Source organism: Synechococcus sp. CCY 0621 (assembly GCF_019038465.1).
In the GTDB taxonomy this organism is placed as follows: Bacteria; Cyanobacteriota; Cyanobacteriia; order PCC-6307; family Cyanobiaceae; genus Cyanobium.
Genome location: NZ_JAFKRH010000028.1, coordinates 15,522 through 41,052, shown reverse-complemented (window position 1 = coordinate 41,052; position 25,531 = coordinate 15,522). Strand labels below are relative to the sequence as shown.

Below are 25,531 nucleotides of genomic sequence, written 5' to 3'. Positions count from 1 at the left end.
CAGGGACTTCGCCTTGAAGCCAGAGCAAGCCGATCCCCTGAGAAGGGGAATCGGCCTACAGGAAACACTCAGACCAGGGCGAAGTGGCTCTGGTTGTTGAGCGCTGCGGCACTGATGTTGGTGAAGTGGCCGACGGCTGTTCCGGACACACTCAGCAGCGTGTCGGCTCCCACTTGGGTGAAGCCGAGATCGGCGAATGCCACCCCCCGCAGACCCACCAAGTCCTGGCCGGTGGTGAAGTCCATCACATACTGCTTGGCGGCCGGCAGGTCACCCGGCTCGCTCACTAGCCAGAACTGGTCGGAGCCAGCACCACCATTGAGGTAGTTGGTGCCGGCGCCAGCGAGGATGGTGAAGATGTCATCACCGGCCCCGCCCAGAGCCCGGTTGCCGGTGCTGCCGATGATGAACTCGTCTTCGCCACTCATGCCGCTGAGGCGGTTCTGGCCACCATCGATCGCCCAGATCTGGTCGCTGCCGCTGCCACCGGTGATCACATCGCGGCTGCCGGCATACACCACGTCGGCACCGGATCCGGTGAAGATCGTGTTGTCGAAGCCGCCCGTGATCGCCACATCGACTTCGTCGTTGCCGGTGCCGGTGAACACGGTGTCGAGGCGGCCATCGAAGCCGGGGACTGTGGACAGGCCCGGCAGGGTGGTGTCGTCCCCAGCGGTGCCGAGGCGGACTGGGTCAATCACCGCGTCGCTGCGAACCGCCAGGTTCTGCAGGCGGGTGTCGAGGGCCGCCGGAGTATCGGCCGAGGTGAACGGGTTGGCCGGAGAGTGGTTGGCCGCCAGATACTCGGCCAGGGTGTCCTGCTCGGAACCATTGGCCGCAAAGGTGGCCGTGCCGGTGGGGGGGGCTCCGGTCTCGGTGATGTTCACCCGGTTGGGGTTGGTCAGGCTGGAGAAGGGGTAACCGTCGCCGCCGCTGGCCAGGAAGTCCAGGGTCACCATGCGGATGGAGCGGCTGGGATCCCCCACCAGGGCACCACCACGGACAATGATGTCGAGATCGTTGCCGGCTTCGTCCTGGATCGCCAGGTTCACCACCCGGGAGCCGGCCGGACGGCTGAGGTCGTAGCTGAAGGCCATGCCGCCCACCTGGGGGAAGCGGCCCTGGTTGATGCCGGCAGCGATGCCGTACTCGATCAGCGCCTTCAGCTCAGCGGGTGAGACGCTGACCAGGGACAGGCCGTTGTTGAAGCTGAGGGCATTGGCGATGTCGTTGCGGGAGATGCCGCCCTCCGGCTTGACGACATTGCCCTGGGCATCGAACACCGCTGCGGTGGGCAGCAGTTCCGGGACACCGTTCACCGAGCCCGTGGGAATGATCGACTGGCCGATCGAGTTGCGGATGCCGCCGCCGTTCTTGAGCGACACCACCACGGTGGGATCGATCTGGCGGGCGTAGGCCAGGTTGGCGTCGGCCGTGAGGTTGCCGAGGTTGGTCTCCTCGCTGCGCACACCGGGGTTGCGGTTGCCGTTGAGGAACACCTCGCTGATGCCGAACCATTCCGATTCCTGGGCGACGATCACCTCGCGCAGGTTGTCGACCACCTCCTGCACACGGGCGTCGATGAAGGCTTCGGCATTAAGGGCGGCCACACCCGCGGCATCGGTGCGGAACGCTCCGCTGATGGTGGGGTCGTAGCTGGCGGGGATGATCACCCCCTGGCTGTCGAAATCGAGCACCAGACGGCCCAGATACTTGTAATTGCCGTCGGTGTTCACCACCGCCACCGGCTTGCCATCGGCGCCGGTCTTGACGAGCGGGTAGGGGCCCTGGACGCTGTCGCCGGGGCGGGTCAGATCGTTGCTGTCGAACAGGCGGGTGTTGGAGCCGCCGGCCACGATGATGTCCACGTGCCGCAGGCGCTCGGCCAGGGCCTGCTCGATGCTGATCTGCTGCATGTGGGCCAGCAGAATCACCTTGTTGAGGCCAGGGTTGGCGGCCAGCAGGGCATCCACATCGGCCTGGATCTCCGCAGCCAGGGCATCGAGCTCAGCGGCCGTTGGAGTGCCACCGAAGGGGACGGGGGCCACGCCCACACTGCCCGGGCTGGAGATGGTGCGCAGGGTTGGGGTGGTGGCCCCGACCACACCCACCGTCTGGCCGTTCACATCGAAAACGACACTGGCGGTGATGCTGTTGGGCTGGGGCGCCGGGCCGGCGGGCACCACCAGGCCCGCCAGGTTGGCGTCGGTGGCGAAGTTGAGGTTGCCGCTCAGGTAGGGGAAGGCGGTGCCGGGGTAGCCGGCGGCGGTATTGGCCCGGATCAGGTCGCGCACCACCGCGGTGCCCTGGTCGAACTCGTGGTTGCCGAAGGCGATCGCCTGGACGCCCAGGGCGTTCTGAATCAGCACATCGCCGCGACCGACGGCGCCGTAGGCCTGGGCGGAGGCCCCATAGAAGAGGCCTGGAATCCAGGCGTCGCCGCTGGAAAGGGTGAGCGTGTTGACGAAACCGGGGATGCCGTCGAGATCGATGTCCTGGGCCCGCAGGGCGTTGAGCACCCCGGACAGGCGGGGGGCGTCATCGAGGGCCGCAATGCCGCCCTCCTGATCGGCCAGGTGGAACAGCTGCAGCTTGAAGGCACTGCCGGCCGCCAGGGGTGCCGCCGTGGTGATGCTCACCTTGTCGTTGCCTTCGCTGCTGGCGATCACCCCCGCCGGCGCACCGGCGGCGCTGCGCAGGAAGGTGAGGCCCTCGACGCGCTCGGCGCCGGGGAACACCACCGGATCCACCGCCACCACGTTGTAGGGATCGCTCACATCGAAGACCGCCGCCACACTGGTGGTGGTGCGCTCCAGGGCCACGAAGGCGTAGGTGCGGCCGGCGACGGTGGCGATCTCCACCATCTCGGGCTCGGTGCCCTTGTCATCGTCGCGGTTGGAGGCCATCAGGCCGAGGCTGTTGGCCAGGTCTTCCAAGGCCGCACTGGAATCGAACACCACGTTGCCCTTGGCGTCATAGATGCGCAGGGAGCGGGAGCCGATGCTGAAGGGCTTGTCGATCAGACCGTCGCCGGTGATGTCGCCGTAGTCGTTGAGCAGGTTGAGACGGGTGCGGATGATGCCGGTGGCGGCGGCAAAAGCGTCATTGAGCGCGTCCACACCGGGGTGGTCCCGGAAGGGGGTGCCGTTGACCGCGGTGCTGGCTTCAGCCCGGGTGAGATCGAAGAAGATGTTGCCCCGGTCCGGTTCGTATTCACGGGAATCCCCTTCCCCCACCGCCAGCAGGAAGCTGCGTCCCTGGCCGTCGGTGAAGGTGGCGATGCCGTCCGGCATGGTGAGGCTGTAAAGCGGCAGGCCGGAGATCGGCCGGTACAGATTGCTGTTTGAGAGGCCGTCCCGGTCAGAGCTGTCGAAGCCGGCGCCATCGAAGCCCACCACGGTGAAGGCATTGCCGCTGGCGCCTTCGGTGCCGAAGTCGTTGTCGTAGTTGATCACCAGGGCGCCGTCATCGCGGATGGTGAGGCCTTCCGGCTTGTCGTAGGCCAGGCTGCCGCCGATGGAGGGCAGGTTGAACAGCTCGATCTTGTGGGCCAGGCGGATGCCGGCGTCGGCCAGGGCATCGGCACTGGAGGTGGTGAAGATCTGGGGCGTGGCGGGGTTGCTGTCGTGGTCCACCAGAGTGCGGCGGTTGTCGAGCAACTCGGGGCTGACCTGCCCGATCGCGCCCAGCCAGCCGTCAGTGGCCTGGTTGGCGGCGGTGGTGAGGGGCAGGGTGTCGGTGGCACCACGCAGATCCACCTCAAACACATGCTTGAAGCCGGTGAGGCTGCGGCTGCTGTCGCGCTCCATCACCAGGAACACGCCACGGGCGGCGTCGAAGGCGACATCGCCGATCTTGTCCTGGCCGTCGCGACCGCTTAGCAGGTAGAGGTGCTCCTTCACCGGGGCACCAGTGGCCGGTTCGATGGCCAGGATGCGAGTGAGTTCCGAGCGGCTGCGACCTTCGGTGATGCCGTCCCCGTTGGCATCCACATCCAGGGGGCTCTGCATGAAGGCATAGAGCAGGCCGTCGTTGGGGTTGAAGGCCATGCCCTCGATGCCCCGGTTGCTCCAGCGGTTGCCGTAGATGGCCGGCAGGCTGTCGATCGTTTCGGCGCCGATCGGGGTGGCGCCGCCCACGTTGTGCTGGGCCGCAAGCTGGGCCTTCTGGCCGGCGGGAATGTAGCGCTGGATCAGGTTGCCGCTGAGCGCATCAAAAATCGAGATCTGGCCGCGGTACTCATCGCCGACGGCGAACACCTGGCGGCTGTTGCCGCCGATGGTGAGGCTGAAGCGCGAGACGGTTTCCGAGTCGATGCCGAACGGGTCGTAGCTGAGCGGGGCGTTGGCGGCAGTGATCGGCACGTCATCCTTGATCGCCAGCTGGGGCAGGCCGGTGAGGGGGGTGCCGTCGGGGCGGTTGAGGCCAAGGCGGCCGAGCTCGGTGATGGCGCCGCTGGCGCGATTCATGCCCAGCTTGTAGATGCTGGGCTGGAAGTCGGGATCCAGGAACTGACGCTGACCAGCGATCAGAGCGCCATTGGGACCGCGATCGGTGATGGAGTAGTAAACATCCAACTCCGTGCCATTGACCGTCTCCTTGCCGGCGAAGAACAGACCGGACAGACCGCCGGCCAGCACACCAGCGGGCAGGTTGTCGGCGCCGGCGGCATACTCCAGCTCGTAGGTGAAATTCTCGGCGCTGGCAACGCCGCGGGACCAATCCTTGATGCCAGCGGAGAAGATGGTGCTGATCACCGGGGCGGCACCGGTCAGGTCGACAACGGCGATGGCGTTGTTCTCCTGCAGGGTGATCCAGGCAGTGTTGCCATCGGCACTGAAGGCGATGGCCTCGGGTTCGATGTCCTGGCCCACCGTGGTGGTGACACCGAGGCGCTCTCCGATGCGGATGCCACGGTTAATCAGCTCGGCGCGGCGGTTTTCCCAGGCGTCAAAGCCCACGGTCTGGACATCGGCGGCGGCGGGAGCCACGGGCGTGCTCGCCAGATAGCCGCTGGTGTTGATCAGGGAGATCGATCCGACGGGATCAATGGTGTACAGGGAATTCGGCTCCCCTTCGTTGGTCACCAACAGCTTGCGGCCGTCGCTGCTGAACTTGACCATGTCGGGCAGCGCGCCCACGGTCACGGTGCTGATGTGAACAGGCAGGGCCGGATTGCTCAGTTCGTAGAACTGCACGAAGCCGGGGTCGGTCTTGACCGCGTTCTGCACCGCAATGGCGAGCAGATTGCCGAACACGGCAGCGCTCTGAAGCGTCTCACCATTCCCAGTGGATGTGGCCCTTGCAACAGCCAGGGGACTGGCGGGATTGCGCAGGTCGGAAACAACAATGGCCCCGGATCCACCGCCTACGGTATAGAGATACCCCGTGGTTGGGTTGTAAGCAGAGATTTCAGCATTGGCCCCAAGATCTGCCAGTGAGATCACGCCATTTGACGCCTGGATAAAAGGATCCAGTGCGGAAAAGGTGAGAGCCATTTAAATAAGCTGCATTCACCTTAAATCTGACAGCTATGCCCTCATGCCAGGTTAAGCCCGGGCAAATAGGTGTTGAAGAGGTGGGGGGTGATCCACGGCCCCGTCACCTGTCGACGTATTCAGGGCGACGTGGGTGGTGGTGGACATGAATCGGAGCACCCAGGCGACCGACGGCTGGGAGTGACCAGGAGGGGGTCCACCATCCAGGTGGGCAGAAACACCGTCGCTGCCAAGCGTATGGATGCCGACACGCACAGGCAGCACCCAGGACCCCATGGCCATAAAAAACCCCCGGTGGTGACCGGGGGCAGGGGGTCCCTCGAAGACTCGAGAAGGGGCGTGAACGGTGCTCGGGAGCCGGAGGCTCAGCCGAACTTGCCTGACGTGGACGCGATCAGGAAGGCCGCGTACGTGAGGATGTAGCCGATCGTGAAGTGGGCGAGACCCACGACGCGGGCCTGAACGATCGAGAGGGCGACGGGCTTGTCGCGCCAGCCCACCAGGTTGGCGAGAGGCGTGCGCTGATGCGCCCAGACGATGGTTTCGATCAACTCCTGCCAGTAACCCCGCCAGGAGATCAGGAACATGAACCCGGTGGCCCACACCAGGTGACCGAAGAGGAACATCCAGGCCCAGACGGCAAGGTTGTTGGATCCCATCGGGTTGTACCCGTTGATCAGCTGGGAGCTGTTGAGCCACAGGTAGTCGCGGAACCAGCCCATGAGATAGGTGCTGGATTCGTTGAACTGGGCCACGTTGCCCTGCCAGATGGCGAGGTGCTTCCAGTGCCAGTAGAAGGTGACCCAACCCACGGTGTTCAGGGCCCAGAAGACAGCCAGATAGAAGGCGTCCCAGGCCGAGATGTCGCAGGTGCCGCCACGGCCGGGGCCGTCGCAGGGGAAGGAGTAGCCGAAGTCCTTCTTGTCGGGCATCAGCTTGGAACCGCGGGCATCCAGGGCACCCTTCACCAGGATCAGGGTCGTGGTGTGCAGACCCAGGGCGATGGCGTGGTGGACCAGGAAGTCACCAGGGCCGATCTGCAGGAACAGGGAGTTGTTGCCTGCATTGATGGCATCCAGCCAACCCGGCAGCCAGACGGCGCCGTTGTTGGGCCACGCTGTCGAGGCGATGCTGTCCGAATTGGCCAGCAGCACATCCATGCCGTACAGGGCTTTGCCACTGGCGGCTTGAACGAACTGGGCGAAGACAGGCTCCACCAGGATCTGCTTCTCGGGGGTACCGAAGGCGACCACCACGTCGTTGTGGACGTAGAGACCCAGGGTGTGGAAGCCGAGGAACAGGGAAACCCAGCTGAGATGGCTGATGATGGCTTCCTTGTGCTCAAGCATCCGGGCAAGAACGTTGTTCTTGTTGGCTTCCGGGTCGTAGTCGCGGATGAAGAAGATCGCACCGTGGGCGAAGGCACCGCACATCAGGAAGATGGCGATGTACTGGTGGTGCGTGTAGAGCGCCGCCTGGGTGGTGTAGTCCTTGGCGATGAACGCGTAGGACGGCAGCGCGTACATGTGCTGCGCCACCAGGCTGGTCACAACTCCCAACGACGCCAGGGCAAGACCCAGCTGGAAGTGCAGGGAGTTGTTGATGGTGTCGTAGAGGCCCTTGTGGCCTGCGCCCAAGGCTCCACCAAAGGGAGTGCCCTTCGGCGGGTTGTGGGCTTCCAGGATCTCGCGGATCGAGTGGCCGATACCGAAGTTGGTCCGGTACATGTGGCCGGCGATCACGAAGATGCAGCCGATGGCCAGATGGTGGTGGGCAATGTCCGTGAGCCACAGGGCTTCGGTCTGGGGGTGGAAACCACCCAGGAAGGTGAGGATCGCGGTGCCTGCTCCATCCGACGTACCGAACACCTGATTGGCGGTGTCGGGGTTCTGGGCATAGACGCCCCAGTTACCGGTGAAGAACGGAGCCAGACCGGCAGGGTGAGGCGAGACCGACAGGAAGTTGTCCCACCCGACGTGCTGTCCCCTGGATTCGGGGATGGCGACGTGGACCAGGTGACCGGTCCAGGCGATGGAACTGAAGCCGAACAGCACAGCCAGGTGATGGTTGAGCCGCGATTCAGCGTTCTTGAACCAGGCCAGGGAAGGCAGGAACTTGGGCTGGAGATGGAGCCAGCCAGCGAACAGGGCCCATGCCGAGAGGATCAGCATGAAGATGGAACCCTGGTAGAGCTCCATGTTGGTCGTCATGCCGATCGTGTACCACCAGTGGTACAGACCGGAATAGGCGATGTTCACCGGGGAGGAAGCGCCCGCCTGGGTGAAGGCGTCGATGGCGCCCTGCCCGAAGTGGGGATCCCAGATCGCGTGAGCGATGGGACGTACATGCAGCGGATCGGCGACCCACTGCTCGAAGTTGCCCTGCCAGGCGATATGGAACAGGTTGCCCGAAACCCAGAGGCCGATGATCGCCAGGTGACCGAAGTGGGTGGAGAACAGCTTTTGGTAAAGCCGCTCCTCCGTCATTCCGTCATGGCTCTCGAAGTCGTGAGCCGTGGCGATGCCGTACCAGATACGGCGGGTTGTCGGGTCCTGTGCCAGACCCCGGCTGAACGAAGGAAATTTCGTTGCCATTGGGAAAGGTCAGGTGGAGGTCAGCCGACCGCGATGAGTCGGGACAGGAAGAAGGCCCAGGTTGTCGCGATACCGCCCAGCAGATAGTGGGCGACACCGACGGCACGGCCTTGGGTGATGGAAAGCGCCCGCGGTTGGATGGCGGGAGCCACCTTCAGCTTGTTGTGAGCCCAGACGATGGACTCGATCAGTTCCTGCCAGTAGCCGCGGCCACTGAAGAGGAACATGAGGCTGAAGGCCCAGACGAAGTGGGCACCCAGGAACATCAGACCGTAGGCACTGGAGGACGAGCCGTAGCTGTTCAGCACCTGGGCGGCCTGGGCCCACAGGAAGTCCCGGAGCCAACCATTGATGGTGATGGCGCCTTGGGCGAAGTTGCCGTTGGTGATGTGCTGGACGGTGCCGTCGGCATTGACGGTGCCCCACACGTCGCTCTGCATCTTCCAGCTGAAGTGGAAAATGACGATCGACAGGGAGTTGTACATCCAGAACAGGCCAAGGAACACGTGGTCCCAGGCCGACACCTGACAGGTACCGCCACGGCCGGGGCCGTCGCAGGGGAAGCGGAAGCCCAGGTTCGCCTTGTCGGGGACGAGGCGGGAGCTGCGCGCGTAGAGCACACCCTTCAGCAGGATCAGCACGGTGACGTGGATCGTGAAGGCGTGGATGTGGTGGACCATGAAGTCGGCCGTTCCCAGGGGGATCGGCGCGGCGGCGACCTTGCCGCCAACGGCGACGATGGTGCCGTTGAACACTTCGCTCACACCAGCCAGCGCATTAGGAGCGGTGGTGCCGGCGGCAGCGGCGTGCAGACCCTGGATCCATTGCGCGAAGACGGGCTTCAGCTGGATCGCAGTGTCACTGAACATGTCCTGGGGACGTCCCAGGGCACTCATGGTGTCGTTGTGGATGTAGAGGCCGAAGCTGTGGAAGCCCAGGAAAATGCACACCCAGTTGAGGTGGCTGATCAGGGCATCACGGGCTTTCAGCACCCGATCCAGCACGTTGTCGATGTTCTTGGCCGGGTCGTAATCGCGGATGAGTGCGATGGCCGAGTGGGCACCGGCTCCGACGATCAGGAAGCCGCCGATCCACATGTGGTGGGTGAACAGCGACAGCTGGGTCGGGTAGTCGATACCGATGTAGGGATACGGCGGCATCGCATACATGTGGTGCGCCACGATGATCGTGAGCGAACCCAGGAGTGCGAGGTTCAGACCCAGCTGGGCGTGCCAGGAGGTGGTGAGGAATTCGTAGAGCCCATCGTGACCTTTGGGCGCGGGGAACAGCAGGGGATCGCCCTTCTGGCCCTCGAGAATTTCCTTGATGCTGTGGCCGATGCCCCAGTTGGTGCGATACATGTGGCCAGCCACGATGAACAGCACCGCGATCGCCAGATGGTGATGGGCGATGTCGGTCATCCAGAGGCTGCCGGTCACAGGATTCAGACCACCTTTGAAGGTGAGGAAATCGCTGTAGGCGGCCCAGTTGCCGGTGAAGAAGGCGGAGATCCCCGCGCCGAAGCCGGGGAACAACTGGGTCAGCAGATCCTGGTTGAGAAACTCGTGGGGGAGCGGGATGTCGGCCACCGAAGCGATGGTCTTGCCGTTCAACACCAGCGGGCTGCCGGCGTCGATGGCATCCATCAACTGGGTGGTGGGCAGCGACACGTGCAGCAGGTGGCCTGTCCAGGACAGGGACCCGAGCCCGAGCAGGCCGGCCAGGTGGTGGTTGAGCATGGACTCAACGTTCTGGAACCACTCCAGCTTCGGCGCTGCCTTGTGGTAGTGGAAAACACCGGCGTTGAGCATCAGGCCGGCCATCACCAGGGCACCGATGGCGGTGCACAGGAGCTGGAACTCACTGGTGAAACCCCAGGCTCTCCACACGTGGAAGAGGCCGGAGGTGATCTGGATGCCGTGGAAGCCGGCACCCACATCGCCATTGAGAATTTCCTGGCCGAAGATCGGCCAGACCACCTGGGCACTGGGTTTGACGTGCAGGGGGTCGGCCAGCCAGCCGGTGTAGTTGGAGAAGCGGGCTCCGTGATAGAAGGCGCCGCTCAACCAGATGAAGATGACGGCCAGATGGCCGAAGTGAGCGCTGAAGATCTTCCGGGAGACCTCTTCAAGATCGCTCGTGTGGCTGTCGAAATCGTGAGCGTTGGCGTGGAGGTTCCAAACCCAGGTGGTGGTTTTGGGACCTTTGGCGAGGGAGCGATCGAAGTGCCCGGGCTTGCCGAGAACATCGAAGTCGACGGGAACGGGGTTCCGGTCAACCATGTCCTTCGCCTTTTTCCCACGCTCTGGTGGGCTGATGGTCATCGAGACGTTCCTCGAGGGACGGGGTCGAGGTGGAGGTCCACCCCTTCGACGGACGCCGGAGACAGGTCATGCGACCGTTCCGGCCCCATCGGTGGGCCCCATGGCAGGGAAGACCCGACCATGGGCACCAGTCGTGAGGTGGGGGAAACCCCTTGCCACGACTGGGGCTTTGGGCCCCGAAAGGGGACCGCTGGCGGAAGTATAGGGGTCGAAAACAAGGCGAATCGGCCGCCAGTTACAAAGGTTTAATCCCAGCGGTTCCAAGGCTGCGACAGCGGTCTGGCCGCATGTTGTCAACAACGTAACAATCAGAAAATCCTTGGGTTTCTATAACCGCTTTCTGCATTGTTTGGCCATTTCGACAGCTGATCCGCCCCGTTCGGGCCCCGAAGCAGAATGGCGCCACTGTTGAGGCAGCCCGCGTGAGCGACAGGGGTCACAGGCAAGGAGCCACAGAGCGAGGGGCCGGGAGGGCCTGCCTCTGGGCCGGCCTGCTGACGATGGTGCTGCTGCTGGTGCTGAGCGTGGCACCGCCGGCCGCCCTGGCGTTCAACCTGCCGGGCCGCCGCACCCCGGCTGCGGACGCCACCCCCCTGGCGGTGGGGCGTTCCAGCCAGCAGGAGGTGGCGCCACCTCTGGCGGTGCAGCAGCTGCAGGAGGCCCTGGACGGGCGGCGGCCCCAGGTGGAGATCCTCTCCCCCGCCGACGGTGCCCTGCTGCCGGCCGGTCCCTGGACCCTGCAGTTGAAGGTGGAGGACTGGCCCCTGGTGGACGCCGGCCCCCTCGGCCTCGGCCCCCACCTGGTGGTGCAGCTGGATGGGGATCCACCTCTGACGCTCACAGACACCAGCACCACCATGCGGCCCCTGGAGCCGGGCAGCCATCGGCTCACCGTCTATGCCGCCAGGCCCTGGGGCGAGGCGGTCAAGGGCCCCGGGGCCCAGCGCCAGATCCGGTTGCACAGGGTCGCGGCCAACCCCTTGAGCCAACCCGCCCCGGGCAGCCCCCAGCTGATCGCCGTCAGCCCCCGGGGGACGGCGGCCGGCACGCCGCTGCTGCTCGACTGGCTGTTGCTGGAAGCCCCCCTGCAGAACCTGCGCAGCGGTGACGCCAGCTGGCGGCTGCGGGTCAGCCTCAATGGCGACAGCTTCCTGGTGGATCAACAGACGCCCCTGTGGCTGGAGGGCTGGCGCAGCGGCAGCAATGCGATCCAGCTCGACCTGCTCGATGGCCTCGGCGAGCCGCTCAACCCGCCGTTCAACAGCCTGGTATCGGAAGTGATCCTGGAGGCCGGCGCCGAAGCCCCCCGCTGGCAGGGGGGCCGACTGCAGCCCGCTGAGCTGGCCATCTTGCTGGGCGAGGCCCCACCGCCTGCCGCGCCGGAGCCGGAGCCGGAGACCGAGACCATGCCCGAACCAGCGCCAGAGCCAGAGACGGCGCCGGAATCTGCCCCCGACGTGGAGACCGAGGCCCAGATGGGAGCTGGGCCAGACCCCACAACCGGGCTGGGAAACGAGGTCCAGGAAGAGGGCGAGAACCCGGCCGAGATCGGTACGGCGACAGCGGACCATCCCAACCTATCGGTGCCCCCAACCATTGCTGAGCTGGCCGAGCCTCCCCTGGATGGGAGCGTGGAGCCGTGAACATCAGCCAAACCGCGATCATCGGCCTCGGCTTCGGGCCGACGGCCACACCGATGCTGCAACAGCTCACCGATGCCGGCATCTTGCGGACCGTACGCGGCCCGGAGGATGGGGCGGCGGCCGTCTGGCTGGCGGAGCACTGGGGGACCGCCGAAGCGGTGGTGGCCGTTGGGGCCTGCGGTCTGGTGACCCGGCTGATCGCTCCCCTGATCAGCGACAAGGACAGTGATCCGGCCGTGCTGGTGGTCGATCCCAACGGCCGTTTCGTGGTGCCGCTGCTGGGGGGCCATGCCGCCGGTGGCGATCGGCTCAGCCAGACGATCGCCGCCCTGGTCGGCGGCGAGGCCGTGCTCACCGGCGCCAGCGCCGCCCGAGGCCAGCTGCCCCTGGATGCCTTCGGCCAGGCCTGGGGCTGGCGCCGGGGCGGGGGCGACTGGCGCGGCCTGATGGTGGAATCGGCCCGCGGCAACCGGATCAGCCTGCGGCAGGAGAGCGGCAACAGCCTCTGGCAGACGTTGGAGGCCGCCGGCAGCACAGAGACGGCCGGCCCGGCAGACCTGGTGATCAGCCCCCACGGTGGCGATGGCTGCCGCTGGCATCCCCCCGCCCTCTGGCTGGGCCTCGGCTGCGAGCGGGACACGAGTCTGGCGGTGCTGGAGCGCCTCGTGTCGGAGGGACTGGCGCAGCAAGGGCTGGTCCCCGAGGCCGTGGCCGGCCTGGCCAGCATCGATCGCAAGGGGGATGAGCCCGCCCTGCTGGCCCTGGCGGAGCAGCGGGGCTGGCCCCTGCGGCTCTATGGCGCCCACACCCTGGCGGGGGTGACCGTCCCCCATCCCTCTGAGGCGGTGGCCAGGGAGATGGGCACGCCGAGCGTGGCCGAAGCCGCCGCCCTCCAGGCGGCGTCCCAGGCGGGGGGAGCGCCCCGCCTGCTGCTGGAGAAGACCATCGGGCGCGCCGGGGCCGGGGAGCGGGGTGCCGCCACCCTGGCGGTGGCCCTGGCTGGACGCCAGTGGGCCCCGCAGCGGGGCAGTCTGCACTTGGTGGGCAGCGGTCCGGGCGCGATCGCCCTGCTCAGTGGCGAAGCCCGCCAGGCGTTGGCCGCCACGACGGTGTGGGTGGGCTACGGGCTCTACCTCGACCTGCTTGAACCGCTCAGGCGACCCGACCAGCTACGCCGCGAGGGCCGCCTGACCGAGGAGACGGCCCGTTGTGCCGAGGCCCTCGACCTGGCCCGCCAGGGCCTCGACGTGGCGCTGATCTCCTCAGGAGACAGCGGCATCTACGGCATGGCGGGGCTGGCCCTGGAGCTCTGGCTGCAGCTACCCGTCCTCGACCGACCCGCCTTCACGGTGCACCCGGGACTGTCGGCCCTGCAGCTGGCCGCCGCCCGGGCAGGCGCACCGCTGATGCACGATTTCTGCACGATCAGCCTCAGCGACCGCCTCACCCCCTGGGAGGTGATCGAACGGCGACTGAGGGGCGCCGCCAGCGGCGATTTCGTCGTGGCCCTCTACAACCCCCGTTCCCTGGGCAGGCCCTGGCAGCTGGGCCGGGCCATCGAACTGCTGGGCGAAGGGCGACAGGCCAGCACGCCGGTGCTGCTGGCCCGTCAGCTGGGACGGGCTGAAGAGACGCTCAGCCTGCACACCCTGGGCTCCCTGCCCCAGGAGCAGGTGGACATGCTCACCCTGGTCCTGGTCGGCAACAGCTCGACCCGAGTCCAGGACGGCCGCATGGTGACCCCCCGGGGCTACCCGGGGGCGGCTCTGGCCTGAGGGCAGGCGTCAAAAAAATCGGGATGACAGGATTCGAACCTGCGGCCCCTTCGTCCCGAACGAAGTGCGCTACCAAGCTGCGCCACATCCCGATGGCCAAACTTTAGGGGATGGAGCGCAGCGACAGCCCTGCCTACAGTCCGCCCAGCCCAGCGACCCCCGTGACCCTCAGCGACCCCAGGCCCGCCCCTGCCAAGCCCCCCTGGTTGCGGGTCAAGGCGCCGCAGCGGGAGCGGATCGGGGCGGTGGCGGACCTGCTGGTCGACCTCAAGCTGAACACGGTCTGCCAGGAGGCCAGCTGCCCGAACATCGGCGAGTGCTTCGCCGGCGGCACCGCCACCTTCCTGATCATGGGGCCGGGCTGCACCCGGGCCTGTCCCTACTGCGACATCGACTTCGACCGCAGCGTGCGGGCGCTGGATCCCACCGAGCCCGAGCGGCTGGGGGAAGCGGTGCGGCGCCTGGGCCTGAGCCATGTGGTGATCACCTCGGTCAACCGGGACGACCTGGCCGATGGCGGGGCCAGCCAGTTCGTGGCCTGCATCGAGGCCGTGCGCCGCAACGCGCCCCTAACCACGATCGAGGTGCTGCTGCCGGATCTCTGCGGCACCTGGGAGGCCCTGGCGCTGGTGATGGCGTCGGCGCCGGAGGTGCTCAACCACAACATCGAAACCGTGCCCCGGCTCTACCGGCAGGTGCGGCCCCAGGGGGTGTACGAACGCTCGCTGGAGCTGCTGCGCCGGGTGCGGGAGGGCTGGCCGCGCACCTACACCAAATCAGGGTTGATGGTGGGTCTGGGGGAAAACGACGCCGAGGTGCAGGAGGTGATGGCCGATCTGCGCGCCCACGCCGTCGACATCGTCACGATCGGCCAGTACCTCTCCCCCGGTCCCAAACACCTGCCGGTGCAGCGCTTCGTCTCCCCTGAGGTGTTCGAAGACTTCCGCCGCCACGGCGAAACCGAGCTGGGCTTCCTGCAGGTGGTGAGCAGTCCGCTCACACGAAGCAGCTACCACGCCGGCGAGGTGCGACGCCTGATGCGCGAGCACCCCCGCTGATCAGAGCCCCCGATGCAGGATTGGGACATCGCCCGCCCCCTGGTTCGGTCATGAGCAAACTCGCCTCCCTCGGCCTGCTGGTGGGCCTGCTCGCACCAGGGGAGCCTGCCCTGGCTGTTCCGCACGTGTATTCGGACGTGGTGTTAGGGGTGAACGACCTGATGGCCTGCGTGGACAACGCCAAGAAGGTGGCCAGCAAGAACGGTTTCACCGACGATGTCCAGGTGATCGGCACCGGCAAGAGCCGTTCCATCTACGCCGACCACGCCAGCCTTCCCATGGCCCTCTCGATCAGCTGCAGCACCCATCTGGGTGCCGCATCGATTGCTGTGGCCGGCATGAACAACGACGACACCGTTGCGTCGTTCAAGCAGGTCTACGACGACTTCTGAGCCTGACCCGCAGCCCCGACTCAGGCCGCCACCGCTTCCCGTTCGGCCAGCCCCACGGCGGCCTTCTCGCTGGGGGGCACCAGCACCTGGAAGCGTCCCTTCCAGGTGGGCCAGTCGGCCAGGATCGCCGCCGCCCTGGTGCTGCCGGTGGCCTGAAGGTGGTCCTCCAACAGGGGCCGCAGCAGCGCTTCCTGCTCGGGGGTGGTGAGGGGCACCAGCTCCACCGACTCCGGATTGAGGCGGGCCGCCAGGCCACCGCTCTCATCGAGCAGGAAGGCCACGCCGCCGGTCATGCCGGCGGCCACGTTGCGGCCGGTGCCGCCCAGGACCACCACCACGCCGCCGGTCATGTACTCACAGCAGTGGTCGCCAACCCCCTCCACCACGGTGCGGGCACCGCTGTTGCGCACGGCAAAGCGTTCGCCGGCCCGGCCGAGGGCGAACAGCTCGCCGCCGGTGGCGCCATACAGACAGGTGTTGCCCAGGATCACCTGGTCACCGGGATCGGTGACACCGGCCGGAGGCACCACGGTGATGCGGCCGCCGTTGATGCCCTTGCCCACGTAATCGTTGGCCTCCCCCACCAGGCGCAGGTCCATGCCCTGGAGCACGAAGGCACCGAAGCTCTGGCCGGCTGCGCCGTGGAAGGTGAGGGCCAGCCCCCCCTGGAAGCCGGTGTTGCCGTGCAGGGCGGCGATCTCGCCGGCCAGGCGGGCGCCCACGCTGCGGTCGGTGTTGACGATCGGCAGCTGGCGCACCACATGGCCGTGGGCGTCGATCGCCGCGCGCACCTCCGGATCGGCGAGCAGCCCGTCCTCAAGCACCGGGCCGTTGTCGTGGGCGACGTCGTCGTGGCGAAGCCAGGAGCGGTCGGCGGCCGCAGGAATCGGATCGAGCAGGCAGGAGAGATCCAGGGCGCTGGTTTTGGTGAGGCGGACGGCGCGGTGCGCCAGCAGATCGGTACGGCCGATCAGATCCTCGAGGCGGGCCACGCCGAGCACGCTGAGCAGCTGGCGCACCTCCTCGGCCACGAAGACGAAGAAATTGACGACATGCTCCGGCAGGCCGGTGAAGCGCTTGCGCAGGGCTTCCTTCTGGGTGGCGACCCCCACCGGGCAGTTGTTGGTGTGGCAGACGCGGGCCATGATGCAGCCCTCGGCGATCATGGCGACCGAGCCAAAGCCGTACTCCTCAGCCCCCAGCAGGGCGGCGATCAGCACGTCCCAGCCGCTCTTGAGGCCCCCATCAGCCCGCAGCAGCACCCGGTCCCGCAGGCCGTTCTCCAGCAGGCTGCGGTGCACCTCGGTTAGCCCCAGCTCCCAGGGACTGCCGGCGTGCTTGATCGAACTCAGCGGCGAGGCTCCAGTGCCACCGTCGTGGCCGGAAATCTGGATCACGTCGGCGTTGGCCTTGGCCACACCGGCGGCGATCGTGCCGATGCCGATCTCGGCCACCAGCTTCACCGAGACCCGGGCGGCGGGATTCACCTGGTGCAGGTCGTGGATCAGCTGGGCCAGATCCTCGATCGAATAGATGTCGTGGTGCGGCGGCGGTGAGATCAGCGCCACGCCGGGCTTGCTGTTGCGCAGCCAGGCGATGTAGGCGTCCACCTTGGGGCCAGGCAGCTGGCCGCCTTCGCCGGGTTTGGCGCCCTGGGCCACCTTGATCTCCAGCTGGCGGCCGCTGCGCAGGTAGGCCGGGGTGACGCCGAAACGCCCCGAGGCGATCTGCTTGATGGCGGAGCAGGCGCTGTCGCCGTTCTGCAGCCCGCGCAAGGTGGGGAGGGTGGGGGAATGGCCCTCACCGTCGACGTCGTGGAGGGGGTGGTAGCGGGCCGGATCCTCGCCGCCTTCACCGCAGTTGCTCTTGCCGCCGATGCGGTTCATCGCCACCGCCAGCACCTCGTGGGCCTCGCGGGAGAGGGCCCCCAGGCTCATGCCGCCGGTGCAGAAGCGGCTGCAGATGCTCTCGACACTCTCCACCTGCTCGATCGGCAGGGGCACCGGGGCCGGCCTGAGTTCAAGCAGGTCGCGCAGGGCCGTCACCGGCCGGTTTTCCAGCAGGGTGCGGTAGGTGGAGAAATGGTCGTAGCCGGGGCCCGCCGCCACAGCGGCGTGCAGGGCCTTGGACATGTCCGGGTTGTTGAGGTGGAACTCCCCACCGGTGCGGTACTGCACAAAGCCCATGAACTCCAGCTTGGTGCGGTTCAGCTCCGGGTAGGCCTTGGCATGGAAGGCCAGGGTCTCGCTGGCCAGGTCGTGCAGGCTGAGGCCGGCCACCCGGCTGGTGGTGCCGGTGAAGGCCAGATCGATCAGATCGGCGCCGATGCCGATGGCCTCGAAGATCTGGGCGCCGTGGTAGCTGGCGAGCAGGGAGATGCCGATCTTGGAGAGGATCTTGCGCAAGCCCTCCTCGAGGGCCTTGCGCACGTTGGCCTGGGCCTTGTCGGCGTCGAGGGGAGGCAGTTTGCCCCGCTCGATCATCGACTGGGTGCGGGGGTGGGCCAGCCAGTGGCGGGTGGTCTCCCAGGTGAGCCACGGGCAGACGGCACTGGCGCCATAACCGATCAGGCAGGCCAGGTGGTGGGTGCTCCAGCACTGGGCGGTGTCCACCACCAGGGAACACTGCAGGCGCAGGCCGAGCCGCAGCAGGTGGTGGTGCACGGCGCCAACCCCCAGCAGGGGAGGAATGGCCGTGGTGCCTGCGCTGATACCGCCGTCTGTGCGGTCGGAAAGGACCAGGATCTGGATGCCGCTGCGCACGGCCGCTTCCGCCTCGAAGCAGAGACGGTGCAGGGCCTGCTCCAGTCCGTCAGGGCCGCTGGCCACCGGCAGGAGCGTGGAGAGGGTGGTGAGCCCGAGGCCAAAGGAGCCGAGTTCGTGCAGTTCGGCCTCGTTGAGCACCGGGGACGTGAGGTGCAGCACCGCGGCGCCGGAGGCATCGGGGCGCAGGGCCGAACCGCGCCGGCCCAGGTGCATCTCCAGGCTCATGACCAGCTTCTCGCGCAGCGGGTCGATGGGGGGGTTGGTGACCTGGGCGAAGCGCTGCTTGAAGTAGTCGTAGAGGAGGTGGGGCTTCGAGGAGAGCACCGCCAGGGGGATGTCATCCCCCATGCAATAGGTGGGTTCCTTGCCCTGGCCAGCCATGTCCTCGATCACCAGATCCAGGTCCTCGGCCGTGAAGCCGGAGGCGGTCTGCTGCTGCAACAGCTCCAGGTCGCCCAGGGAGTGCTGCGCCTGCCAGGCGCCGGGGGGAAGGCTGCGGCGATGGTCGAGCAGCCAGCCGGCGTAGGGCAGCCGCGCCGCGGTCTCCTCTTTCACATCCCAGTTGCGCAGCAGCCGGTGCTGCTCCAGATCCACGGCCAGCATCTGGCCAGGGCCGAGGCGCCCTTTCTCGATGATGCGGGATTCCTCCAGCTCCACCACGCCCGTCTCCGAGCCCATCACCACGTAGCCGTCGCTGGTGATGCAGTAGCGGGCGGGACGAAGGCCATTGCGATCGAGGGTGGCCCCGACCATGCGGCCGTCGCTGAAGACCAGCAGGGCGGGGCCGTCCCAGGGTTCCTGCAGGCAGGCGCTGTATTCGTAGAAGGCCTTGATCGCCGGCCGCTCGTCGAGCTCGGGCTGGTCGCGGAAGGCCTCCGGCACCAGGGTGAGCAGGCTGTCGGTGATCGGCCGACCACTGCGCACCATCAGTTCGAGGGTGGCATCCAGGTTGGCCGAATCGCTGAAGGCGGCGTTGACCAGGGGCCGCAGGTCCCGGGCGGCATCGCCCCAGACGGCCTCGAGATGGGATTCCGCCGCCCTGGCCCAGTTGATGTTGCCCAGCAGCGTGTTGATCTCGCCGTTGTGGCCCAGCAGGCGCATCGGCTGGGCCAGGGGCCAGCGGGGCAGGGTGTTGGTGCTGAAGCGGCGGTGGTACACCGCGAAGGCGACGCTGAAGCGTTCGTCCCGCAGGTCGGCGTAGAAGGCATCGAGCACCTCCGAACGCACCATGCCCTTGTAAACGACGGTGCGGCCACTGATCGAGGCGAAATAGAGGTCGGTGGTGTCGGCCCCCCAAACCTCCCGCACCCGATCGACGGCGCGGCGCCGCAGGCGGAACAGCAGCGATTCGAGGGCGTCCACATCAGCCATGACGCCGGGCACGGCATCGGGGGCCGCCAGCAGCCACTGCTCGATGGCCGGGGCGTTCTCCCGGGCCAGGGGCCCGAGCACCTCGGGGACGATGGGGACCTCCCGCCAGCCGAGGCTCAGCAGCCCGAGGCGCTCGGCCTCCTCGTCGCAGATCCGCCGGGCCTGGTCGCGCCGTTCTGCGTCGGCGGGCAGAAACAGCATCCCCAGTCCCCGCACCATGGCCGTGGAGGCGGAGGCCGCCGGCCAGACAGATTCCAGATAGCTCCAGGGGATCGCGGTGAGCAGCCCGGCCCCGTCGCCGGAATCTCCATCCCCGCCGCAGCCGCCCCGGTGCTCCATGCAACGCAGGCCGCGCAGGGCCTGCTGCAGCACCCAGTGGTTGGGCACCCCATCAAGGTGGGCCAGGAAGCCCACACCACACGCGTCCGTTTCTCCAGGGCCTGGGGACGAGCTGTCGCGATGGGGCCAGAGCGGAGCGGAGGAGGACATAGGCCGGGTTGGTGCTGCTGAAACGGAGCTGGAGATGGCTTGAAAGCAACAAGCCTAAAGAGGCCGGCAGGAAGGGCCCGCCGGGGAGCTGCCGTGTCACCCGTGCAGCAGCCGTGTCCGCGACGACAGGGCGAGCTGCCGATCCTAGGCAGCCGCCGCTGCCCCAAAGCAGCGGGACTAACTTTTTCCATGCAGCGGCAGGACCCCAATCCATGGCCAGGACCCTTCCGATCACCCTGGTCCTGCTGGCCCTGATCGGAGGCCCGCGGGTCACCGAGGCCGCCCCCCCGCCGGTGCCGCCGGCCCTGCCGGAGCTGGATCCCCCGTCGCGCCGCCGGCCGGAGCCGGTGCGGCTGGCCCCCTCGGCGGAGATCGGCGGCACCCGGCTGGAGCTCAACGGCCGCCGTCAGCAGGCCGCCTGGCGTTGGGGGGGCCAGGACCCACGCCAGCCCCAGGCGTTGTGGCTGCCCCTGGAAGTGCTGGAAGGCCAGCTGGGCTTCAGCAGCCGATCCAGGCCCGATGGCGCATTGACGCTGGAATGGTTCGGGCGGGAGCTGGTGGTGCCCGCCAGCCAGCAGCGCTCGCTGGCGGATGAGGTGGCCGTCGACGTGGCGGCGATCCTTCAGAACGTCGGAGTGGCGGTGGAGCGTCGCGGCGACCTGCTGCATCTGCGCCTGCCGGCTCCCCGCCTGCTCCAGGTGCGCAGCTCGGAGCAAGCCGGCTTCCGGCGGGTGGTCCTCGACCTTGATGGCCCCACCCTGGTACGCAGCAGCAGCGACGGCGGCGTCCAGCTGGCCCTGCTCAGCCGGGCCGACCAGCTGGCCCAGCTCACCGCCCGGGGCCTGCGCAGCGGTGCCGATGGAGCGGACCTGAACCTGAGCGTTCCTGGCGGCACCGCCCCCCTGCGCCTGTTCACCCTGGGGGAGCCCGCCCGGGTGGTCATCGACCTGCCCCTGAGCGGCACCACCGGCACGGCAGCGACGCCACCGACGGCTCCGGCGCCGATCGATCCGCGGCTGCTGGCGCTGCTGGGGCCCCAGCTGCGCTGGGACCAGCAGGTGCGCGCCGTGGGGGGGACCAGGGTCCAGATCAATGCCGTCAGGGTCGATCCCCGCAGCGGGCCGCTGGAACTGCGGACCCTCAGCCGGCCCGATGGCATGGCGGGCCTGAGCTCCCTGGCGGCCCTGGCCCAGCGCCAGGACGCCCTGGTGGCGATCAACGGCGGCTTCTTCAACCGGGTGCGCCGCCTGCCGCTCGGTGCCCTGCGGGACCAGGGCCGCTGGCTGTCCGGGCCGATCCTCAACCGCGGCGTCGTGGGCTGGGATCCCCGCAGCCTGCCCCGCTTCGGGCGCCTGCGGCTGGACGAATGGATCAGCGATGACCGTGGCCAGCGCTGGCCGCTGCTGACCGTCAACAGCGGTTACGCCCAGCGGGGCCTGAGCCGCTACACCGCCGACTGGGGCCGGCTCTACCAGGCCCTGACCGGCTCGGAAACGGGCGTGATGCTGAGCGGTGGCCGCGTGCAGCGGCGGATCGGCAGCCAGGAGCTGGCGGCGGGGGTGCCGCTGCGGCCGGAGGACACCCTGGTGGTGGCCCGTGCCGGGGCCGTCCTGCCCTGGAATGAAGGGGAGTCGTTGCGCCTGGAGAGCCGCCCCAGCGACCCGGTGGGCAACGCCGGCTCCGTGATGGGCGGAGGGCCGTTGCTGCTGCAGAACGGCCGCATCGTGCTCAACGGCAGCGCTGAAGGATTCGGGGACGCCTTCCTGCGGCAAGGGGCCCCCCGCACGGTGGTGGGCAGCGATGGCACCCTGTTGTGGCTGGTGACCCTGGAAGGCGCCGGGGGTGGCGCCGGGCCCACCCTTGCCGAGACCGCCTGGCTGCTGCAGCAACTGGGCCTGGTCGATGCCCTCAACCTCGATGGCGGCAGTTCCACCGGCCTGGTGATGGGCGGCAGCCACCGGGTCAAGGGCCGGGGTGTGGCCGGCTCGGTTCACAACGGCCTGGGGCTGGTGCCGGTCGGGGGCGGCGCGGCGACCACCGGCCTGGGCCCCACCAGCCAACGGCTGGCAAACTGATGCGATCCGCCACTGCACCGTGCCCCGGGGCCACAGCCTTCGCCTCACCCCCGCCGCCGCCGCCGAGCTGTGCCGCCAGGCGGCCGTGGCGGGCACCCCGGGGCTGATGCACCTGGAGCTTCTGGAGGGCGCCTGCGAAGCCTGGGCGATCCGGCTGCGCCCCGGTCACCTGGCCGGCACCCCCGTGGCCCGGGCCGACGGCATCACCCTCTATTCCCCAGCTGGGCAACTGCCGCTGCTGCAGGGCCTGCAGCTCGACTATCGGGGCGACCTCAGCGGCGGCGGGTTTCTGGTGCGTCCCGGGCCGGGCGTGCGCAGCTGTGCCTGCGGGGCCGCCTTCAGTCGCGAGACCTGAGGGGGGACGGCGACGAAGTAAGGTGTCGGATTGTCGAAACGGTCGGACAACCGACCTGTCCACACCGAGCAGCACCCCGGCCTTCGATGCCCACTATTCAGCAGCTGATCCGCACCGAGCGGCAGCGTCTCACCCGCAAGACGAAGTCGCCCGCCCTGCGCGCCTGCCCAGAGCGGCGTGGCGTCTGCACCCGGGTGTACACCTCCACCCCGAAGAAGCCCAACTCGGCGCTGCGCAAGGTGGCCCGTGTGCGCCTCACCTCCGGGTTCGAGGTGACGGCTTACATCCCCGGCATCGGCCACAACCTTCAGGAGCACTCGGTGGTTCTGATCCGCGGCGGCCGCGTCAAGGACCTGCCCGGTGTCCGCTACCACATCATCCGCGGCACCCTCGACACCTCCGGAGTCAAGGATCGGCGGCAGTCCCGCTCCAAGTACGGCGCCAAGACACCGAAGGCCTGAGCCTTTGTTCTCCCGGCTCTTCGCGGCCGGCCCAGCTCTCTCCCGCTTTTTCTCCCCCCGTTCCATGTCCCGCCGCAACGCCGCCGAGAAACGCCCGGTTCTCCCGGACCCCCAGTTCAACAGCCGCCTGGCCTCGATGATCGTGGCCCGGCTGATGAAGCACGGCAAGAAGTCCACGGCCCAGCGCATCCTGTCCGATGCCTTCACCCTGATCAACGAGCGCACCGGTGCCGATCCGCTCGACCTGTTCGAAACGGCGGTCCGCAACGCCACCCCCCTGGTGGAAGTGCGCGCTCGCCGGGTTGGGGGCGCCACCTACCAGGTGCCGATGGAAGTGCGTCAGGAGCGGGGCACCGCCATGGCGCTGCGCTGGCTGGTCAACTTCTCCCGGGCCCGCAACGGCCGGAGCATGGCCCAGAAGCTGGCCGGTGAGCTGATGGATGCGGCCAATGAGGCCGGCAGTGCCGTCCGCAAGCGGGAGGAGACCCACAAGATGGCCGAAGCCAACAAGGCCTTCGCCCACTACCGCTACTGAGCCGCCCAGAGGGGCCGGATCCCTGGGCTGATCCGGTTCCTGCAGATCGAACCAACGTCGTTCTGTAAAGTTACGCCCGCTTTTCGTCGACCCACCCCCGGAGAACTTTCCCGTGGCCCGCGCCTACCCCCTGGAACGCGTCAGAAATATCGGTATCGCCGCTCACATCGACGCGGGCAAGACCACCACGACCGAACGGATTCTGTTTTATTCCGGCGTGGTCCACAAGATGGGTGAGGTGCACGATGGCGCCGCCGTCACCGACTGGATGGAGCAGGAGCGCGAGCGGGGGATCACCATCACCGCCGCCGCCATCTCCACCAGCTGGAAGGACAACCGGATCAACATCATCGACACCCCTGGCCACGTCGATTTCACCATCGAGGTGGAACGCTCGATGCGGGTGCTCGACGGTGTCGTCGCGGTGTTCTGTGCCGTCGGTGGCGTGCAGCCCCAGTCGGAAACCGTCTGGCGTCAGGCCGATCGCTACAACGTGCCCCGGATCGTGTTCGTCAACAAGATGGACCGGACCGGCGCCAACTTCCTGAAGGTCTACGACCAGATCAAGGATCGCCTCAAGGCCAACGCCGTGCCGATCCAGCTGCCGATCGGTGCCGAGGGTGACCTCAAAGGCATCATCGATCTGGTGCGAAACAAGGCGATCATCTACACCAATGATCTCGGCACCGACATCCTCGAAGAGGAGATTCCGGCCGACATGAAGGACGAGGCGGCCGAGTGGCGCCAGAAGCTGATGGAGTCGGTGGCCGAAACTGATGAAGAGCTGATCGAAGCCTTCCTCGAGAACGGTGAGCTCACCCAGGAGCAGCTGATGCGTGGCATCCGCCTCGGGGTGCTGCAACACGGCATGGTGCCGATCCTCTGCGGTTCCGCCTTCAAGAACAAGGGTGTCCAGCTGGTGCTCGATGCGGTGGTCGACTACCTGCCCGCCCCCGTTGATGTGCCGCCGATCCATGGCCTCCTGGCCGACGGCAGCGAAGCCACCCGTGCCTGCGACGACAGCGCTCCCTTCAGTGCCCTGGCCTTCAAGGTCATGGCCGACCCCTACGGCAAGCTCACCTTCGTCCGCATGTACAGCGGCGTGCTGCAGAAGGGCAGCTACGTGCTCAACTCCACCAAGGACAAAAAAGAGCGCATCTCACGCCTGATCCTGCTCAAGGCCGATGAACGCGAGGAGGTGGACGAGCTGCGGGCCGGCGACCTGGGCGCCGTGCTCGGCCTCAAGGACACCACCACGGGCGACACGCTCTGCGTCGACTCCGACCCGATCATTCTGGAATCCCTGTTCATCCCCGAACCGGTGATCTCCGTGGCCGTGGAGCCCAAGACCAAGGGCGACATGGAGAAACTCGGCAAGGCCCTGCAGTCCCTCTCCGAGGAAGACCCCACCTTCCGGGTCTCCACCGATCCGGAAACCAACCAGACCGTGATCGCCGGCATGGGCGAACTGCACCTGGAGATCCTGGTCGACCGCATGCTGCGGGAGTTCAAGGTGGAGGCCAACATCGGTGCCCCCCAGGTGTCCTACCGGGAAACCATCCGCGGCAGCGCCAAGGGTGAGGGCAAGTTCGCCCGCCAGACGGGAGGTAAGGGCCAGTACGGCCATGTGGTGATCGAAATGCAGCCCGGCGAGCCGGGTTCAGGGTTCGAGTTCGTCAACAAGATTGTTGGCGGCATTGTTCCCAAGGAGTACATCGGTCCGGCGGAAGCCGGCATGAAGGAAACCTGCCAGTCCGGTGTGATTGCCGGTTTCCCCATGATCGATGTCCGGGTCACCATGGTGGACGGCTCCTATCACGACGTCGACTCTTCGGAGATGGCGTTCAAGATCGCCGGTTCCTTGGCCTTCAAAGATGGCGTCAAGAAGTGCAATCCCGTACTTCTTGAGCCGATGATGAAGGTTGAGGTCGAGGTCCCCGAGGATTACCTCGGTTCGGTCATCGGCGACCTTTCCTCCCGCCGCGGTCAGGTCGAAGGACAGTCCGTCGACAACGGACAGTCCAAAGTCCAGTCCAAAGTGCCTCTGGCCGAAATGTTCGGCTACGCCACCCAGCTCCGATCCATGACCCAGGGTCGGGGTATCTTCTCGATGGAGTTCAGCCATTACGAGGAAGTCCCTCGCAATGTGGCGGAAGCCATCATCTCCAAGAATCAGGGCAATTCCTGATCTTTCTT

The 25,531-nt window shown here is 67.2% G+C and carries 13 protein-coding genes and 1 tRNA gene; 9 read left to right on the top strand and 5 right to left on the bottom strand.

Features of this window, described 5'->3' with window-relative positions; genetic code table 11:
• Nucleotides 1–68: 68 nt before the first annotated feature.
• The 3 genes from KUG43_RS08730 to psaA form a co-directional block, all read right to left on the bottom strand.
• Entirely contained in the window at nucleotides 69–5,498 is a 5,430-nt protein-coding gene (locus tag KUG43_RS08730; protein WP_502988596.1) for a choice-of-anchor I domain-containing protein, read from the bottom strand.
• 365 nt (nucleotides 5,499–5,863) lie between these two features.
• A complete protein-coding gene (gene psaB, locus KUG43_RS08725) occupies nucleotides 5,864–8,092 on the bottom strand; it encodes a photosystem I core protein PsaB (protein ID WP_216908153.1) in 2,229 nt (742 codons plus the stop codon).
• A 20-nt stretch (nucleotides 8,093–8,112) separates the two neighbouring features.
• On the bottom strand, nucleotides 8,113–10,416 hold the full coding sequence (psaA, locus tag KUG43_RS08720) for a photosystem I core protein PsaA (RefSeq protein ID WP_216908150.1): 2,304 nt from the start codon (nucleotides 10,414–10,416) through the stop codon (nucleotides 8,113–8,115).
• Between the two features lie 500 nt (nucleotides 10,417–10,916).
• Here psaA and KUG43_RS08715 point away from each other — a divergent pair, with 500 nt between their 5' ends.
• Nucleotides 10,917–12,059 carry a hypothetical protein gene (locus KUG43_RS08715; RefSeq protein WP_216908148.1) on the top strand — a complete coding sequence of 381 codons (1,143 nt, stop codon included), beginning with the start codon at nucleotides 10,917–10,919 and terminating at the stop codon, nucleotides 12,057–12,059.
• A 53-nt stretch (nucleotides 12,060–12,112) separates the two neighbouring features.
• Nucleotides 12,113–13,834: a precorrin-3B C(17)-methyltransferase gene (gene cobJ, locus KUG43_RS08710; protein WP_216908165.1), complete on the top strand. Its 1,722-nt coding sequence runs from the start codon at nucleotides 12,113–12,115 to the stop codon at nucleotides 13,832–13,834.
• Between the two features lie 18 nt (nucleotides 13,835–13,852).
• Here cobJ and KUG43_RS08705 read toward each other — a convergent pair.
• A tRNA-Pro gene (locus KUG43_RS08705) sits at nucleotides 13,853–13,926 on the bottom strand.
• Between the two features lie 69 nt (nucleotides 13,927–13,995).
• Here KUG43_RS08705 and lipA point away from each other — a divergent pair.
• Both lipA and KUG43_RS08695 read left to right on the top strand, forming a co-directional pair.
• The gene (gene lipA / locus KUG43_RS08700) at nucleotides 13,996–14,892 is read left to right on the top strand and encodes a lipoyl synthase (protein ID WP_216908146.1); all 897 of its coding nucleotides are present in this window, start codon (nucleotides 13,996–13,998) and stop codon (nucleotides 14,890–14,892) included.
• A 50-nt stretch (nucleotides 14,893–14,942) separates the two neighbouring features.
• Nucleotides 14,943–15,284, top strand: coding sequence for a hypothetical protein (locus KUG43_RS08695; protein WP_216908144.1), 342 nt, complete (start codon nucleotides 14,943–14,945; stop codon nucleotides 15,282–15,284).
• A gap of 20 nt (nucleotides 15,285–15,304) precedes the next feature.
• On the opposite strand, the gene gltB is transcribed toward KUG43_RS08695, so the two are convergent.
• Nucleotides 15,305–19,909 carry a glutamate synthase large subunit gene (gltB, locus tag KUG43_RS08690; RefSeq protein WP_216908142.1) on the bottom strand — a complete coding sequence of 1,535 codons (4,605 nt, stop codon included), beginning with the start codon at nucleotides 19,907–19,909 and terminating at the stop codon, nucleotides 15,305–15,307.
• Between the two features lie 212 nt (nucleotides 19,910–20,121).
• On the opposite strand from gltB, the gene KUG43_RS08685 reads away from it, so the two are divergent.
• The 5 genes from KUG43_RS08685 to fusA all read left to right on the top strand — a co-directional run bounded on the left by KUG43_RS08685 (nucleotide 20,122) and on the right by fusA (nucleotide 25,523).
• Entirely contained in the window at nucleotides 20,122–21,984 is a 1,863-nt protein-coding gene (locus KUG43_RS08685; protein ID WP_216908140.1) for a phosphodiester glycosidase family protein, read from the top strand.
• Between the two features lie 19 nt (nucleotides 21,985–22,003).
• Nucleotides 22,004–22,339 (top strand): AIR synthase, encoded by a 336-nt coding sequence (locus KUG43_RS08680; RefSeq protein ID WP_216908138.1) that lies wholly within the window; start codon nucleotides 22,004–22,006, stop codon nucleotides 22,337–22,339.
• An 86-nt stretch (nucleotides 22,340–22,425) separates the two neighbouring features.
• Nucleotides 22,426–22,800 (top strand): 30S ribosomal protein S12, encoded by a 375-nt coding sequence (gene rpsL, locus KUG43_RS08675; protein WP_015109448.1) that lies wholly within the window; start codon nucleotides 22,426–22,428, stop codon nucleotides 22,798–22,800.
• A 64-nt stretch (nucleotides 22,801–22,864) separates the two neighbouring features.
• Nucleotides 22,865–23,335: a 30S ribosomal protein S7 gene (rpsG, locus tag KUG43_RS08670; RefSeq protein ID WP_015109449.1), complete on the top strand. Its 471-nt coding sequence runs from the start codon at nucleotides 22,865–22,867 to the stop codon at nucleotides 23,333–23,335.
• A 112-nt stretch (nucleotides 23,336–23,447) separates the two neighbouring features.
• Entirely contained in the window at nucleotides 23,448–25,523 is a 2,076-nt protein-coding gene (gene fusA, locus KUG43_RS08665) for an elongation factor G (protein WP_216908137.1), read from the top strand.
• The last annotated feature ends 8 nt before the right edge of the window (nucleotides 25,524–25,531 follow it).